This is a genomic window from Janthinobacterium psychrotolerans, assembly GCF_001677885.1.
In the GTDB taxonomy this organism is placed as follows: domain Bacteria; phylum Pseudomonadota; class Gammaproteobacteria; order Burkholderiales; family Burkholderiaceae_D; genus Janthinobacterium; species Janthinobacterium psychrotolerans.
This window is the reverse complement of sequence record NZ_LOCQ01000024.1, coordinates 1-15,626: the sequence shown is the minus strand read 5'-3', so window position 1 is coordinate 15,626 and position 15,626 is coordinate 1. Positions and strand designations below refer to the sequence as shown.

The window sequence follows — 15,626 nt, the reverse complement described above, 5'->3', positions numbered from 1 at the left end:
GATGACCATAGCAAGTTGGTCCCACCCCTTCCCATCCCGAACAGGACCGTGAAACAACTTTGCGCCGATGATAGTGCTGCAACCAGTGTGAAAGTAGGTTATCGTCAGGCTTGTTATTCGCAGTAGAGAAAAACCCCGATCAGTGATGAGCGGGGTTTTTTTTCGTCTGGTGAAAAGAGCGTAGGTCGGATTAGGGCCGCAGGCCCGTAATCCGACAACATTGTTGGCTGCGACCGTATCCGACAACATTGTTGGCCGCGACCGTGGTGGTGTCGGATTACGCGCTTGCGCGCCAAGCCGACCTACGGCTGGAAAGTCGTCTGACTGGCGCGCCGTCCGATGACCGTGCTGGAACAGTCGGGCGCATGGGCGCGCATCCTGGCGATCCTGCAATGGTTTGTCGCCCATCCACGGCCGGGGTTGTATTTGCGCGAACTCGATATTGCCGGCGTGGATGGCAAGTTCATTGAAACGCGCAAGGCCCTGCTGGCGGAACTGCTGGACCAGCTGTTGCCGGCAGAAGCCATCAATGCGGATGCCGTTGGCGCGCGTCAATTTGAGGCGCGTTATGGCTTGCTGGCCAAGCCGGCGCTGATCCGTTTTCGCTTGCTCGACGTCCGCCATCATATCGGCGGCCTGTCCGACCTGAGCGTGCCGGTGGCGCAGTTCGCCGCCTTGCGCACCACGGTCAAACGGGTCTTCATTACCGAGAATGAAATCAACGGCCTGGCTTTTCCGGATGTGCCCGACAGCATGGTAATCTTTGGCGGCTATGGCATCGAGCGCCTGGACGAGGTGCGCTGGCTCGATGACAGGCAGATTATTTACTGGGCGATATCGATACGCACTGCTTTGCGATTCTCGACCGCTTGCGCGGCTTGTTGCCGCAAGCGCGCTCCATGCTGATGGATACGGCGACGCTGGAAGCGCATCGCCCCTTGTGGGGCAGTGAAGAGGCGCACAAACGTTATACCGGCAACTTGAGCCGATTGACGCCGGACGAGCATGTATTATTTCAAACGCTGCGTGACGACATCCTGGGCGAACGCCTGCGCATGGAACAGGAGCGCCTCGGATTTCACTCTGTACGCGCCGCGATTTTTGCAGCCCAGGACGCAGAGCAAGGTGATCGACATTAACAACCCCGCTTGTTCGATCAGAACAGGTACTGCGCGCTGGCGCCCAGCAGCCAGTTGCGTCCCGGCGCCGCTTCGTAATAGCGCTTGTTGCTGTCGCCGACGATGACAGACCCTACATAGGTCTTGTCGAACAGGTTGTTCAGGCGCGCGAACTGCTTGAAGCGCCAGTTGCCCACGCTTTGTTTGGCATTGACGCGCGCGTTGAACACGGTATAGCCGGGCGCCGGTTTTTCGCGGTTGCTGTCTTCCGCATATACCTTGTTGCTGGCCACCGTTTCAAACGCCGCGCCGAAACGGTCGAGGTTGTCCTTCCATGCCAGTTCCGCAAACAGGTTGGCGCTCGGCACGCCGGGCAGGCGGCTGCCCTTGGCGACGGCGCCGAATGCCTCGTCATACACGGCGTGCAAACTGGTCAGCGCCCAGCGGGTCGTGAAGCCGTAGGCCAGGCTGGACTCCAGCGACACCTCGATACCCTGGCGCACCGTCTTGCTGGCGTTCTTGTAGCTGGTGCGCCCGCCACTCGATACGTCCACCACCAGTTCATCGTTCGTATGGACCTGGAACACGGCCGCATTCACATGCGTATTGTTGTTGATGCGCGCCTTGAACCCCGCTTCCAGGTTGGTGCTGGTGGCCGGTTTCAGCTTGAAGTTGAAGCCGCTGCCGGCGCCCGAATAAAACAGTTCGTTCAGGGTCGGCGCTTCGAAACCGCGCGCCGCGCTGGCATAAACGTTCAGGTTCGGGTTGAGCTGGTACAGCAGGCCCAGCACGGGCGTCGTGTGGCTGTATTCGACGCTGCCGCTGTCGTTGCCGTTGCCGAGGTAATGGTCGTCCACCGCCACCTTCATCCTGCTGTGCCGCACACCGGCGCTCAGCATCCACGGGCCGCTTTGCCATTCGGCCTGCAGGTAGGGGTCGAGGCTGGAGACCACGTCCTGTTCATCGCGGCGCAGCCGGCCCTTCAAGCCGAACACCTCGCCGATATAGTTTTCATAGCCGCTGCGGTCGTCCTTCGAGCGGCCATAGTCGACGCCGATGGTGGTGCTGAGCTTGCCGCCGGCCAGCTGGTTGACATGGGTCCAGTTGCTGTCGACGCCATAGAAATCGCGCTGGAAATCGACCACGCCGCCCGAATGGGTGGCCGGCGCCTGGAAACCCTTGGTAAAAGCCTGGTACTGGATCACGTCGCGGTTGCCGCCATACGCCATCACGCGCAGGCGGTCGTCGCCGAAGCGCTGTTCCCAGGTGGCGCCGATCTGCTGATGATCGATGCTCTTGCGCGTGTTGTAGCGCTCGGCCAGCGTGCGTTTCGGATTTTGCGGGTCCAGCGCATCGAGTTCGCCCGCGCGCGGGTCGCGTTCAAACGTGGCCCAGGTGGCGCCCAGCGGATCTTGCGTATTACCCTGGTGCAGGCTGTTGGCGACGATGGTCAGCTTGCTGTCGGCCGTCGGCTTGACGGTGATCTTGCCGAACGCCTGTTCGCGCGTGGCGGCGCTATGGTCGCGAAAACCGTCGGTGCGAAAGCGCGAACCGTCGAGCACGTAGCCGATGCCGTTGGCCTCGCCCTGGGCGTTCAGGTCCACCTTGCTGGTGCCGTCGCTGCCGCCGGTGACGTTCAGCTCCACCGATGGCGGGTTCTGTCCATCTTTCGAAAACAGCTGGATCACGCCGCCCGAGTGGTTGCCGTAGATGGCCGAAAACGGCCCGCGCAGCACTTCGATGCGCTCGGCCGTGTCGAGATTGAAAGTGGCCGCCTGGCCCTGGCCGTCGGGCATGCTGGCCGGGATGCCGTCACTGATCAGGCGTACGCCGCGCACCCCGAACGCCGAGCGGGCGCCGAAGCCGCGCGATGAAATCTGCAGGTCCTGCGCATAGTTCTGGCGGTTCTGCACCACCAGGCCCGGTACTGCGGCCAGCGCTTCGGAGGCATTGACGCGAATCTGCCCGTCCTGGATGCGTGTGCTGTCGATCACGTCGATGGCGGCCGGCAGGTCAAAGCTGGGGTGGCCGACGCGGGTGGCGCTGACCACCACCACGTCGGCGATGGGCAAGCTCGCTGCCTGTGCCTCTGCCGCCAGCACGGCGGCGGGTCCGCCCAGCGCGAACAAGGCGGCGACGGCGTTCAAACGGTAACGGTACGGCTTCATGAATTCTCCAGTGGGGGCTAGTGTGCCGCGTGGTCGAGGTCGACGCTGGTCTTCAGGCGGGGCGTGGCCGGAGGACGGCTGTCGACAAAGCTGCGCACGGCCCGGATCTCTCGCTCGGTTAGCACATCGCGCCACGGCGGCATGTAGACGATGCCGGCGCGCACCTTGCCCGCCTTGACCGCCATCATAAAGTAGGCGTCGACATCCTGCAGGCAGCGCGCCTGCAGTGCGCCGTCCTTCAGTTGCAGGCAAAAGACGTTCAGGCGGCGCAGGTCCGGCGCTTCGGCCGAAGGCTGGGTCGCCTCGGCGCCGTGGCAGCGGGCGCAGTTGGTCTGGAATACCTGCCGGCCCAGGGCGATGGCGGCCGGGGCGCCGCGCGACGGCATCGTTTCGCTCGCCTGCGCGGTCAATGGGAAAAGCAACAGCAGAAGCAGTCTGTGCATGGCGCTCTCCGGTATTACCAGCCTGGCGGGCAGCCGGTGCAGCCCTCCAGGTTGGCGTCGGGGAAAATGGCAAAGCGCACGATGGCGCGCTCAAGATTGGCGTTTTTCAGGTTGGCGCCCCAGAATTTCGCTTCCTGCAGGTCGGCGTCGACCAGGCTGGCGCCCACCAGGCTGGCCAGGTTCAGGCGCGCCGCTTCCAGGCTGGCGCCGCGCAGGTCGGCGCCGTCCATGTCGGCCCGCATCAGCCGGCTCGTTTCCAGGTTGGCGCCGGCCAGGATGGCATGCCTGAACGAGGCGCCCGGTGCATGGAGCGAGTATGCCATCGCGCCCGTCAGGTCGGCGCCATCGAGCAGGGCGCCGGCCAGGTTGGCGCTGCGCAGATTGGCCCGCATCAGGCGCGCACCGCGAAAATCGGCGCCGTGCAGATCCTTGCCGACCAGGTTGGCGCCACGCAGGTCGGCGTTGGCGCACTGCGCATAGGGCCACAGATGGCAGCCGCTGATAATGGTGACCTCGGGCGCGCTGGCGCCCTGGATGACCTGGCCGTCGGCATGCGGTGCCAGGCACAGGGCCCAGCACAGCAGCGCGCTGGTCGCTGCGAGGCGAACCGGCGCGGTTCTCATTTGCTGGCCACCCGCGATGGTGCTTTCGGCAGCTTGAAGACCCAGTAGCTGCCGCCCTGCGTCACCTGCTTGGTCAGCTCGGCCATGTCGCCGCCCCACAGCGGCACCGCGCCGCCATAGCCGCTCGACAGGCCGATATACTGTTCGCCATCCTGTTCCCACGTCACGGGCACGGACACCACGCCGGAGCCGGTCTGGTACTTCCACAGTTCCTTGCCGGTCCTGGCGTCGAAAGCTTTCACGAAGCCGTCCGACGTGCCGGTGATCAACAGGCCACCGGCGGTGGTCAATGTGCCGCCCCACAGCGGGAATTTCTCCTTGTTTTCCCAGACGATCTTGCCGGTCTTCGGATCGATGGCGCGCAGGGTGCCGATATGGTCCTCATACAGGCGCTTGATGCGGAAGCCCTGGCCCAGGTAGGCCGAACCGGCCTTGTAGTGGATCTGCTCGGTCCAGTAGTCCATGCCCCAGTGGTTGGCGGGGATATAGAACAGGCCCGTGTCGGGCGAATACGACATCGGCATCCAGTTGGTGCCGCCCAAGAATGGCGGCGACACGAACACCGCCTTGCCCTTGTCGGCGCCCGCCTCCGGCAGCGGCGGGCGCTTGCCGTTTTCCACCGGCCGGCCGGTTTTCAGGTCGATGCTGGTGGCCCAGTTGATGCCGTCGACAAAAGGCCAGGCGTTGATCAGCGAGGTCGGCTTGTTCGGATAGCCGGCGCCCAGGGCCAGCTTGGTGCGATCCGTTACATAGAAGTAGCCGTTGCGGTCGGCGTGGGCCGAAGCCTTGACCAGCTTGCCAGTCTTGGCGTCCTTGTAGTCGAACAGCACCACCGAGTTGTTGCCCGAAAAATCCCAGGCGTCATTCGGCGTGTGCTGGTAAAAGCCTTTCAGTTCGCCCGTGCTGGCGTCGACATAGGCCTGTCCCGAGGTGAACAGGCTGTCCCAGTTGCGTGGATCGTCGCCTTCCCTGGTGCGCTCCCAGGTGTTCCATGGCGCGGGGTTGCCGGCGCCGATGACGATGGTATTGGTCTCCGGGTCGAACGAGGCCGTCTGCCATGGCGCGCCGCCACCGTGTTCCCACGCTTCGCGCAGCTTGCCGTCCTTGTCGCGCGGCCAGCTGGGCGCCCTGGCGTCGCCGGTCGGGGTGCTGGGTTTGCCATCGGCGCGGCCCACATGGCCTTCGACCAGCGGGCGCGCCCACACTTCCGCGCCGGTGTCCGGATCGCGCGCGAACAGCCAGCCCTGGGCGCCGAATTCATCGCCCGAGTTGCCGTGGATAAGCAGCACGCGGCCGCCTTTTTCGCGGATCACGAACGGCGCGCCCGTCATCGTGTAGCCGAGCTTCTGGTCGCCGAATTTTTCGTTCCACATCACCTTGCCGGTGTTCTTGTTCAGCGCCACCATGCGCGCGTCGAGCGTGCCGAAATAGACCTTGTCGCCATAGATGGCCGGACCGCGGTTGACCACGTCGCAGCAGGGGCGGATATCGTCGGGCAGGCGGTGTTCATAGGCCCACAGCTGCTTGCCGGTTTTCGCATCGAGTGCATACAGGCGCGAATACGAGGCCGTCACATAGATGATGCCGTCGTGCACCAGCGCCTGCGCTTCCTGGCCGCGCTGTTTTTCGCCGCCGAACGAGAAAGTCCAGGCCGGCACGATCTGGTCGACATTCTTCGTGCTGATTTTCTTCGCCAGGCTGTGGCGCTGTGCTTTCAGACCCAGGCCATAGCTGAGCACATTGGCCGTGCCCTTGTCGGCGTTGGCGATATCGTCCCAGCTGACTTTGGTGTCGGCGGCCGATACGGCGCCGGCGATCAGGGCGAGGATGGCGAAAGCGATCGGACGTGGAAAGTGTGGCTGCATGCTGGTCTCCCTTGCTGGTTTTTATGGTGGTGCGACGTGGTCGCTGTGGGGATTTGAGCAACATGCGTGCCAGGCTTTTTTCACGGTGACGGTGGTGACCTGTGCATCGTCCTGCCACAGTCAGCGCTGCCGCGCTGTCCTGTTTTGCAACAGGGTGAGGTTGTTGCCCCTGGCAGTACCCTGCTGGCACAAGGGTTGCTGTTGGGAGCGGGAAGGCCGCCATGCGCCTTTTTGATAACTACAACAGGAGACCACCATGCACCAAGCACCGCGCCGCCATTTTCTTTGCCAACTGCTCGCCGTCGGCGGCATGGGCGCCGCCTCGCTCGCCAGCGCACAGTCGAGCGCGCCGAAAGTCGACGAGGACAGCGACCAGGCCAGGGCGCTCGGCTACCGCCACGACACGGGCAAGGTCGATGCCAAAAAATACCCGCAGCACAAGCCGGCCCAGCACTGTGCCAACTGTTCTTTCTTCCAGGGGAAAAAGGACGATGCCTGGGGCGGCTGCGCCATGTTCGGCCGCAAGCAGATTGCGGCGCCGGGCTGGTGTATCGCGTGGGCGAAAGTGCCGGGGTAAGGGGACGTGATACGGCACGGTTAACAATGTGTCGGATTATGGCCCTATGGGCCTAACGACCTACGTGTTATCAAGGTGCGTAGGTCGGGTTAGCGCGCAAGCGCGTAACCCGACACCACCACAGCCTACAGCGGCACTTCGCGCCGTGTCTCCAGGTAGGCCTTTACCGCCCAGATCGCCTCCTGGCTGAATACGCCTTCAAACGGCGGCATATAGACGGCGCCATTGCGCGAGCGGCCGTGGCGCACCGTGTCCAGCACATATTGATCGATCTCCTGCGCGCAAGCATCTTTTTTCCTGGCGTCGGGCAGGGCCGCGCAGTCGTTGTCGAGCTTGCGCAAATCCGGCGCCATGCCGCCCGACACGGCTTCGAGCCCATGGCAGCGCGCGCAGTTTTGGGTAAAGGCGGCGCTGCCGATGCGGATCGCTTCCGCGTTCTGGCGATACGGGTTTTCCGTGCGCCACTCCGCGCCCAATTGTGGCAGTGTGGATGTGTCGACAGCCTGCGGCGTCATATTGCCGTGTGCCCAGACCGCGGCGGCGAGCATGCAGGCGAGGCCGCCGGCGGCCAGCCGCAGGGTGCGCAGGCGCCGGGCGTTGGTGGTGGTGGATATGCGTGGGGTCATGATGGTCTCCGTTCTGGTTATGCGCTGATTGCGTCCAGCACCAAGTAGCAATCGGTATGCCATCGCCTCCTCCATCAGCGCTGTTTGCGGCGATGGCGGTTCCATTGTTCAGAAACGGAACAGCTGGCGCGCCTGCCTGATCCCGTTTGACGCAGCGCGCCGGGTGTTACGCACCGGTGGCCGCTGTCTGGCTGCTGGCACGGCATTTGCAAAACAAGAGATCAGGACCACCTGACACATCCCAAGGGCCGCCTCGCGGCGGCTACACCGAAGCTCACAACGAGAAAGAGGACGACATGAATCTGGCAGACATCAGCAAACTGGGCGTAGCCAATCCCTTCAAACAACGCTACGACAACTATATCGGCGGCAACTTCGTCGCGCCCGTCAAAGGCGAGTACTTCGGCAATATCACGCCGATCACGGGCCAGGTGTTTTGCGAAGTGGCCCGCTCCACTGCGGAAGACGTCGAGCTGGCGCTGGACGCCGCCCATGCCGCCAAGGAAGCCTGGGGCAAGACCTCGCAGACCGAGCGCGCCAACATCCTCAATAAAATCGCCGACCGCATGGAAGCGAACCTGGCGCTGATCGCCACGGCCGAAACCATCGACAATGGCAAGCCGATCCGCGAAACCACGGCCGCCGACATTCCGCTGGCGATCGACCATTTCCGCTACTTTGCCGGCTGCATCCGCGCCCAGGAAGGTTCGGTCGCGCAGATCGATGCCGAAACCTATGCCTATCACTTCCATGAGCCGCTCGGCGTGGTGGGCCAGATCATTCCGTGGAATTTCCCGATTTTGATGGCCGTCTGGAAGCTCGCGCCCGCCCTGGCGGCCGGCAACTGCGTGGTATTGAAACCGGCCGAGCAGACGCCGGCCTCGATCATGGTGCTGATCGAACTGATCGGCGACCTGCTGCCACCGGGCGTGCTCAATATCGTCAATGGTTACGGCCTGGAAGCGGGCAAACCTTTGGCCTCCAATAAACGCATCGCAAAAATCGCCTTTACCGGCGAGACCGGCACCGGCCGCCTGATCATGCAGTACGCGGCGCAGAACCTGATACCGGTCACGCTTGAATTGGGCGGCAAGTCGCCGAACATCTTCTTTGCCGACGTGATGGACGCCGACGATGCGTTCTTCGACAAATGCCTGGAAGGCTTTGCCATGTTTGCGCTGAACCAGGGCGAGGTGTGCACCTGCCCGTCGCGCGTGCTGATCCAGGAATCGATCTACGAAGCGTTTATCGCGCGCGCCCTGGAGCGGGTGGCGAAGATCAAGCAGGGCAATCCGCTCGATGCGTCGACCATGCTGGGCGCCCAGGCGTCGCAGGAACAGCTGGAAAAAATCCTCTCGTATATCGACATCGGCAAGCAGGAAGGCGCCGAGGTGCTGGCCGGCGGCGAGCGCAATACCCAGGGGGGCGACCTGGAGCAAGGCTATTACGTGCGTCCTACGGTCTTCAAGGGCGACAACAGCATGCGCATCTTCCAGGAAGAGATCTTCGGGCCGGTGGTCTCGGTCACCACCTTCAAGGATGAAGCCGACGCGCTGCGCATCGCCAACGACACCTTGTATGGCCTGGGCGCCGGTCTCTGGACGCGCGACGGTTCGCGCGCCTTCCGTGTCGGCCGCGCCATCCAGGCCGGCCGCGTGTGGACCAATTGCTACCACCTGTATCCGGCCCACGCAGCGTTCGGCGGCTACAAGCAATCGGGCATCGGCCGCGAAAACCACAAGATGATGCTCGACCATTACCAGCAGACGAAAAACCTGCTGGTGTCGTACAGCCCGAACGCGCTGGGCTTCTTCTAAGGAGGCATGATGACCATGGAACGCGTGACGGCGACGCCAGCCGCGCTCGACATGCTGGCCACCTTGCGGGCCAAGCATGGACCGCTGATGTTTTTCCAGTCGGGCGGCTGCTGCGATGGCAGCGCGCCGATGTGCTACGCGGCCGGCGAGTTCAATCTCTCCGACACCGACGTCTACCTCGGCAACCTGGACGGCACGCCGTTCTACATGGGCATCGAGCAGTTCGCGTACTGGGAACATACGCAGCTGATCATTGATGTGGTCAATGGCAATGGCGGCATGTTCTCGCTCGATAACGGTACCGGCCGCCGTTTCCTGACCCGCTCGCGCCTGTTCACCGACGACGAGCTGGCGCAACTGCCGCGTCCTTCGAAAGCAGTTACTTAGTTTGTTGCCACCCTGGTCCGTAACCATGCGGGCGTCTTCTCCCCGTTCGCCCGGACACGGTTTTAGCTGACGGCTGCGGCCGTCAGTTTTTTTTGTGCCAGCCTGTAACAGTCCTGGTGGTCCTGTTCGCGGCACTGCGCCGTTTTTGCACAGCGTCCGCCGCTTTTCCTCTCCTTTTTGCCACGTCCGCGCCAGGCATGCAAATTGCCACTGTCTGCTCACTACAAGCAGCAATGGAGACGACCATGACCATAGCCGCGCGCTGCAGGCGTGCCGCAGCCCTGATTCTGTGCCTGGCGGCCGGCGTGCTGGCGCTGCTGCTCGGCGCCTCGCCCGTGCACGCGGGCGTCATGACGCAGGCCGAGCTGGCGCGGCGTTTTCCGGCGCCGTTGACGGTCGGTGAACGCGATGCCGAACTGCCGATCTGGCCCCTGTTCCGCGAGGGCGGCAGCGGCAGTGAACTGGCCGGCTATGTGTTCGAATCGGGCGACCTGGCGCCGATTCCCGGTTTCTCGGGCGTGCCGGTCAACCTGCTGGTGGCGATCGACCCTGCCGGGCGTTTTATCGGTGTCGAGGTGCTGTCGCAGCATGAGCCGGTGTTCCAGTACGGGCTGGGCGAGGCGCCGCTGTTCGAGTTCGTCAAACAGTACCAGGGCGTATCGCTGAAGCAGAATATCCGCATCGAGACCAACAGCCGGCAGGCGCGCCAGCCCGATGCCGGGCGCGTGAGCATCGACGGCATTTCCAGGGCCACGGTCTCGGTGCGCATCATCAATGAAAGCGTGCTGGCGGCGGCCTTGCTGGTGTCGCGCCGCAAGCTCGGTTTTGGCGCCGGCAAGGGGGGCTCAAGCATCGCCCGCGTGCGCACGGACCGGCCGGAAACCTTGTCCTTCCAGCGCCTGCTGGACGACGGTGTGCTGCGGCATCTGCGGGTGACCAACGCGCAGATGGAAAAACTGTACGCGGGCAGCGATGGCGCGCGGCTCGATGAAGAAGCGCTGCGCCAGCCGGACGCCATCTTTATCGACCTGTACCTCGCCTGCGTGTCGGTGCCGGCCGTGGCGCGCAGCCTGCTCAGTGCAGCAAGCCTGGCGAAACTGGCACCCTGGCTGGAGCAGGGCGACCAGGCCATCCTGGTGATCTCGTCGGGCCGCCACCGCGTGCCCGGCGACGACTTTACGCGCGGCGGCATTCCCGAGCGCCTGCTGCTGCGCCAGCATCAGTTGGCGATCGACATGCGCGACCTCGATCTCGATCTGAAACTGGTGCCCGGTCTTGGCGTGCCTGCGGACGCCAGCCTGGCGGTGTTTCGCATTCCCGCAGAGGCTGGTCTCGATCCCGGCGCCGCCTTTGATTTCACGGTGCCGGTCACGCGCAGCAAGGGCCAGTTCTACCCGGAGCGCATCGCGCGTGAGCTGCCGGTCAGCTATCAGATACCGTCGCGTTTTTTGATTGCCGCAGCGGGCGGCGCCAGTTGGCACGACGCCTGGCAGGCGCGGCGCCTTGACTTGCTGATCCTGGTGTGTGGCCTGGTGGTGCTGGCGCTGGCCTTGTCGCGGCCGCGCAAACTGAGCGGCAACGCGCGCCGCTTCCAGTGGTTTCGCGGCGCCTACCTGCTGTTCACCATCGGCTTTATCGGCTACCACGCGCAGGCGCAGCTATCGATCGTCAATCTCACTGGCGTGATCCAGGCTTTGGCGTCCGGGCGCAGCCTGGCGTTTTTGCTGCACGACCCGTTGACGGTGGCGCTATGGGGTTTTGTCGTGGTCTCGCTGCTGCTGTGGGGACGGGGCACCTTCTGCGGCTGGCTATGCCCGTTTGGCGCGCTGCAGGAATGCGCCGGCAAACTGGCGCGCCTGTGCAGCCTGCCGCAGTGGAAAGTGAGCCGCGCCATGGATGCGCGCCTCAAGCGGCTCAAATACGTGGCGCTGGCGCTGATACTGGCCAGCGCGCTTACCGGCGTGGCCGTCGACACGCTGGTGGAGCTGGAACCGTTCAAGACGGCGATCACCCTCAACTTCGTGCGCGCCTGGCCGTATGCCGCTTACGCGCTGGCGCTGCTGGCGATCAGTGTGTTCATCCACAAATTCTTCTGCCGCTATCTGTGTCCGCTGGGCGCTGCGCTGGCGCTGCTGGGCCGATTTCGCCTGCTGGACTGGATACCGCGCCGCAGCGAATGCGGCAGGCCTTGCCAGACCTGCCGCCACCGCTGCGACTACCAGGCCATTGCGCCCGATGGCAAGGTGGCGTACGACGAGTGCTTTCAATGCATGGATTGCGTGGTGATCCATGAAAGCGCGCAGCGCTGCGCGCCACGCCTGCTGGAAATCAAGCGGGCCCGCACCATCCCGATTGTTTCTGATACAGGAGCCGCCCCATGAAGCGCCGCAGTTTCCTGACCGCCTCGCTGGGCGCCATCGCCGCAGGTAGCTGCGCCTGGCCGCGCCATGCGCCCGTGCATACCGGTGTGGCACTGGCCTTTGGCACCACCATCCAGATCGCGCTGGTGCACGCCGACGAACAGGTGGCGCGCACGGCGATCGCCGACGCGCTGGCGGCGGCGCAGCGGGTCGACCATCTGATGAGCATTTACCGGCCAGGCAGCCAGGTGTATCAGCTGAACCGCGATGGCGTGCTGCATCAGCCTGATCCGCATTTACTGGCCGTGCTGGCGCAGGCGAGAGCACTGTCGCAACTGACGCGTGGCGCTTTCGACATTACCGTCCAGCCCTTGTGGCGCGCCTGGAACGAGGCGCTTGCACGCGGTGTTTTGCCAGCGCCGGCGCAGCGGCGGCAGGCCAGGGCGCGGGTGGACTGGCGCCAGGTCGCATTCGATGCGCGGCGGGTAACCCTGGCGCCGGGCATGGCGATCACCCTGAACGGTCTGGCCCAGGGTTATGCGGCCGATATGGCGCTGGCGGCCGTGCAAGCGCATGGCGTGCGTCATGCGCTGCTCGACACGGGTGAATTTGTCGCACGTGGACGCAAGCGCGCGCACCAGCCATGGACCCTGGGCGTGCGTGATCCGCGCCGGGAGCAGGCGCTGGCCGCGACCTTGTTCATCAACGGCTGCGGCGTGGCGACCTCGGGCGACTATGCAAGCAGCTTTACGCCGGACCATCTGCATCACCATATTTTTGATCCCGCAGCAGGCGACTCGCCGCAGGAGCTGGCCAGCGTCACCGTGATGGCGCCGACCGGCATGCTGGCCGATGGCCTGTCGACCGCCTTCATGGTGCTGGGCCGCGAAAAGGCAGCGTTGCTCGCGGCCAGCCTGGCCGGCGTCGACTTGCTGGCGATTGACAAGCAGGGCCGCGAGTGGCGCTCGGCCGGCTTTGCGCCGCAAGCGGCCTGACAGGCTTACTTCAGGCCGGGAATTTTCCGGTAGATCGTATTGCGCGACACGCCCAGCGCGCGCGCCGTGGCCGAGACATTGCCGCCGTGGGCCGCCAGCGACTTCGCGATCACCGACTGCTCCATCTCGCCGAGGCTGGCGCCCTGGGCCAGCAGGCGCTCGGCGCTCGCAGTTGCATCTGGCGCCGGGTTTTGCTCGATATCGTCGAGGAAGTCGTCCGGCATATGGCGCAGGCAGATTTCCATCTCGTCGCCGGCCATCACGATGGCGGTGCGTAGCAGATTGGTCAGCTGGCGGAAGTTGCCCGGCCAGCGGTGCCGGCGAAACAGCGCGAGGATCTCGGGCGACACGTGATGGCGGCCGTGTTCCGCTTCCGTCGCCAGGATTTTTCTCACCACGGTTTCCAGGTCGGTGCGTTCGCGCAGCGGCGGCAGCTTGACCACCAGGCCATTGAGCCGGTAGTACAGGTCTTCGCGAAACAGCCCACGCGCCATGCGTTCGCGCAGATTGTGGTTGGTGGCGCAGATCAGTTCCACGTTGACAGGAATCGATTTGTCGCTACCCAAAGGCGTCACCATCCGTTCCTGCAGCACGCGCAGCAGCCGCGCCTGCAGGCTGAACGGCATGTCGCCGATCTCGTCGAGGAACAATGTGCCGCCATTGGCCTGCAAGATCTTGCCGACCGCGCCTTTCTTGCGCGCACCCGTAAAGGCCCCGTCTTCGTAGCCGAACAGTTCGGACTCGATCAGCGTTTCCGGAATCGAGGCGCAATTGACGGCCACGAAAGGGCTCATGGCGCGTGGCGAATCGTTATGGATCGCCTGCGCCAGCAACTCCTTGCCGGTGCCGGTCTCGCCCATGATCATGATGGGAATATCGCGCCCCAGCACGCGCGTGACCTTGTCGATCACCAGTTCCAGCTGGGCGTCGCCGGTGCGCAGATAGCGCAGGCCGGACAGGCGGCGCGCTTGCGCGGCGGCCTGGTTGGCGGCGACGGCCGGCGTGGCTGGCGCCGTGCGTTCGCCGGACAAGGATTGCTGGAACACGCTGTTGGCCAGGCGCAGCTGGGCGCGGCCATACACGCGCACGCCGTTGTGCATGCACAGGGTCAGCAGGCCGGGCGCGGCCGTGCGGTAATGCTCGAACAGGGCTGACACGGGCAGGCCGAACAGCGAGCTGAAGGTGTGCGATTGCAGCGCCGAGAATGGCAGGCCGAGCTGGAACAGCCCATTGCGGTTGGCGGCCAGGAAGCGCCCGCCGGGACTGAACGAGGCGATGCCCTCCATCAAGGTGCCGATGAATTCGGGCCGGGTATGGAAGTGCAGGGTGATCGCATCCTCGAAGGTGGCCGAGAACAGCTGGTTTTCGATCATCAGCGCCGACATGCGCACCAGCGCCATGGTGTGCTTGTGAAAGCTGCGCTGGTCGCCGGAAACGTCCAGCACGCCGATCACCTTGCCCAGGTGGTCGGTAATCGGCGCGGCCGAGCAGGTGAGGAAATGATTGGCGGCCAGGTAGTGCTGGTCCGCATGCACGAGCGTGGGCGAGTTTTCGGCAATTGCCGTGCCGATCGCATTCGTGCCCTTGCTGGCCTCGGACCATGCCACGCCCGGCTGCAGCGCGACCCGGCTGGCTTTTTCCAGGAAATCGTCGTCGCCCAGTGAATGGACAATCACGCCGGTGGCGTCCGTCAGGATCACCATATTGTGGGTATTGACGATTTGCTGGTACAGCGTCTCCATCGCCGGCACGGCGTGCGCGTGCAGCAGCCGGTTCTGTTCGATCAGCACGGAGAGGTCGCTGTGCGCCAGCGGGCTGAAGTCAGCAACGGATTCAGGCCGCAAGCCGTAGTCAACGGAACGACGGCGCGAGGTTTCGATAATCAGCGGCATATTGTCCGGCCAGGAGGGCGCGGGGGCGGAGCTGTTCAGATCTGTCACAGTTGGACGGTGCATGATGGTCCCTAGTCTCGGTTGGCCGCCGCTCTTGGGCGTGGCTCTATGTGTACCTGCACAGGTGTTCCATAATGTAGCACCTGTACCGCAAGTGAGCAAAAGCGCAGTTGCCCGCTGTTGCTGTAACGGTAATAAGCAAGGCGAGTGCCAGCCTTGAAATAGTGCTTGCAGGCCTGTCAGGGCAGCGCTATAATTCGCCCCCTCGCTGAACGATGCATGCAAATGCTGAGTAAGGCAGGGAAAAAAGAAGGTTGACGAAATGCTGAATAAGCTTCATACTCTTCCTTCTTCGCAGCTGACAAACACAACGCTTTGTCGATAGCGCGAAACGTAGCACCGAATACCGTTCTTTAACAATTAACAGTCGATAAGTGTGGGCATTTGATGAAGTGCAGCGTCGATCTTCGGATTGACGTAAAACTTAAAATATCAAATGTTCACAAGAAATAATGAAATAGGATACTTCTCCGGAAGTAGCCTGTCAGTTTTTTGAGTGAGCAAATCTTTTGCAATGCAAAAGATTTGGATGGTAGTGATACTGTCCGACCTGTCAGAAATGACATTAAACAGAGATTAAACTGAAGAGTTTGATCCTGGCTCAGATTGAACGCTGGCGGCATGCCTTACACATGCAAGTCGAACGGCAGCACGGAGCTTGCTCTGGTGGCGAGTGGCGAACGGGTGAGTAATAT

11 protein-coding genes, 2 rRNA genes and 1 pseudogene are annotated in these 15,626 nt (G+C 63.5%); 8 read left to right on the top strand and 6 right to left on the bottom strand.

All coding sequences use genetic code 11. The features are described from left to right. Positions 1 to 110 (top strand): 5S ribosomal RNA (gene rrf / locus ASR47_RS00510); the annotation flags it as partial. Positions 111 to 339: 229 nt separating this feature from the next. Beyond that, positions 340 to 1,139: pseudogene (locus ASR47_RS00505) on the top strand (Wadjet anti-phage system protein JetD domain-containing protein). Between the two features lie 17 nt (positions 1,140 to 1,156). Here ASR47_RS00505 and ASR47_RS00495 read toward each other — a convergent pair. From ASR47_RS00495 to ASR47_RS00480, 4 genes are read right to left on the bottom strand one after another with little or no spacing between them, the layout of a single operon-like run. Beyond that, positions 1,157 to 3,286, bottom strand: a complete 2,130-nt coding sequence (locus ASR47_RS00495) for a TonB-dependent receptor family protein (protein ID WP_065305820.1) — start codon at positions 3,284 to 3,286, stop codon at positions 1,157 to 1,159. Positions 3,287 to 3,303: 17 nt separating this feature from the next. After that, positions 3,304 to 3,729: a c-type cytochrome gene (locus ASR47_RS00490; protein ID WP_082988626.1), complete on the bottom strand. Its 426-nt coding sequence runs from the start codon at positions 3,727 to 3,729 to the stop codon at positions 3,304 to 3,306. 14 nt (positions 3,730 to 3,743) lie between these two features. Continuing rightward, positions 3,744 to 4,352, bottom strand: a complete 609-nt coding sequence (locus ASR47_RS00485; RefSeq protein ID WP_065305818.1) for a pentapeptide repeat-containing protein — start codon at positions 4,350 to 4,352, stop codon at positions 3,744 to 3,746. Beyond that, entirely contained in the window at positions 4,349 to 6,217 is a 1,869-nt protein-coding gene (locus ASR47_RS00480) for a methanol/ethanol family PQQ-dependent dehydrogenase (RefSeq protein ID WP_065305817.1), read from the bottom strand. The genes ASR47_RS00485 and ASR47_RS00480 overlap by 4 nt, the downstream gene beginning before the upstream one ends. 256 nt (positions 6,218 to 6,473) lie before the next feature. On the opposite strand from ASR47_RS00480, the gene ASR47_RS00475 reads away from it, so the two are divergent. Continuing rightward, on the top strand, positions 6,474 to 6,794 hold the full coding sequence (locus ASR47_RS00475) for a high-potential iron-sulfur protein (RefSeq protein ID WP_065305816.1): 321 nt from the start codon (positions 6,474 to 6,476) through the stop codon (positions 6,792 to 6,794). A 125-nt stretch (positions 6,795 to 6,919) separates the two neighbouring features. Here the strand turns inward: ASR47_RS00475 and pedF are convergent, their stop codons facing one another. Continuing rightward, the gene (gene pedF / locus ASR47_RS00470; protein WP_082988625.1) at positions 6,920 to 7,420 is read right to left on the bottom strand and encodes a cytochrome c-550 PedF; all 501 of its coding nucleotides are present in this window, start codon (positions 7,418 to 7,420) and stop codon (positions 6,920 to 6,922) included. Positions 7,421 to 7,716: 296 nt separating this feature from the next. Between pedF and adh the strand changes: the two genes are divergently transcribed. The 4 genes from adh to ASR47_RS00450 all read left to right on the top strand — a co-directional run bounded on the left by adh (position 7,717) and on the right by ASR47_RS00450 (position 12,979). Then, complete coding sequence (gene adh, locus ASR47_RS00465) at positions 7,717 to 9,237, top strand: aldehyde dehydrogenase (protein ID WP_065305815.1); 1,521 nt, start codon at positions 7,717 to 7,719, stop codon at positions 9,235 to 9,237. 6 nt (positions 9,238 to 9,243) lie between these two features. Beyond that, a complete protein-coding gene (locus ASR47_RS00460; RefSeq protein ID WP_065305814.1) occupies positions 9,244 to 9,624 on the top strand; it encodes a DUF779 domain-containing protein in 381 nt (126 codons plus the stop codon). 245 nt (positions 9,625 to 9,869) lie between these two features. Further along, positions 9,870 to 12,005, top strand: coding sequence for a 4Fe-4S binding protein (locus ASR47_RS00455; protein WP_082988627.1), 2,136 nt, complete (start codon positions 9,870 to 9,872; stop codon positions 12,003 to 12,005). Next, positions 12,002 to 12,979: an FAD:protein FMN transferase gene (locus ASR47_RS00450; RefSeq protein WP_065305813.1), complete on the top strand. Its 978-nt coding sequence runs from the start codon at positions 12,002 to 12,004 to the stop codon at positions 12,977 to 12,979. The genes ASR47_RS00455 and ASR47_RS00450 overlap by 4 nt, the downstream gene beginning before the upstream one ends. A 5-nt stretch (positions 12,980 to 12,984) precedes the next feature. Here the strand turns inward: ASR47_RS00450 and ASR47_RS00445 are convergent, their stop codons facing one another. Next, entirely contained in the window at positions 12,985 to 14,934 is a 1,950-nt protein-coding gene (locus ASR47_RS00445) for a sigma-54-dependent Fis family transcriptional regulator (RefSeq protein ID WP_065305812.1), read from the bottom strand. Between the two features lie 575 nt (positions 14,935 to 15,509). On the opposite strand from ASR47_RS00445, the gene ASR47_RS00440 reads away from it, so the two are divergent. Next, positions 15,510 to 15,626 (top strand): 16S ribosomal RNA (locus ASR47_RS00440); the annotation flags it as partial.

Bases quoted from the DNA above. Each gene is read 5' to 3' on its own strand.
- ASR47_RS00495 (WP_065305820.1), bottom strand. From the start codon at position 3,286: ATGAAGCCGTACCGTTACCGTTTGAACGCCGTCGCCGCCTTGTTCGCG.
- ASR47_RS00490 (WP_082988626.1), bottom strand. From the start codon at position 3,729: ATGCACAGACTGCTTCTGCTGTTGCTTTTCCCATTGACCGCGCAGGCG.
- ASR47_RS00485 (WP_065305818.1), bottom strand. From the start codon at position 4,352: ATGAGAACCGCGCCGGTTCGCCTCGCAGCGACCAGCGCGCTGCTGTGC.
- ASR47_RS00480 (WP_065305817.1), bottom strand. From the start codon at position 6,217: ATGCAGCCACACTTTCCACGTCCGATCGCTTTCGCCATCCTCGCCCTG.
- ASR47_RS00475 (WP_065305816.1), top strand. From the start codon at position 6,474: ATGCACCAAGCACCGCGCCGCCATTTTCTTTGCCAACTGCTCGCCGTC.
- pedF (WP_082988625.1), bottom strand. From the start codon at position 7,420: ATGACCCCACGCATATCCACCACCACCAACGCCCGGCGCCTGCGCACC.
- adh (WP_065305815.1), top strand. From the start codon at position 7,717: ATGAATCTGGCAGACATCAGCAAACTGGGCGTAGCCAATCCCTTCAAA.
- ASR47_RS00460 (WP_065305814.1), top strand. From the start codon at position 9,244: ATGATGACCATGGAACGCGTGACGGCGACGCCAGCCGCGCTCGACATG.
- ASR47_RS00455 (WP_082988627.1), top strand. From the start codon at position 9,870: ATGACCATAGCCGCGCGCTGCAGGCGTGCCGCAGCCCTGATTCTGTGC.
- ASR47_RS00450 (WP_065305813.1), top strand. From the start codon at position 12,002: ATGAAGCGCCGCAGTTTCCTGACCGCCTCGCTGGGCGCCATCGCCGCA.
- ASR47_RS00445 (WP_065305812.1), bottom strand. From the start codon at position 14,934: ATGCACCGTCCAACTGTGACAGATCTGAACAGCTCCGCCCCCGCGCCC.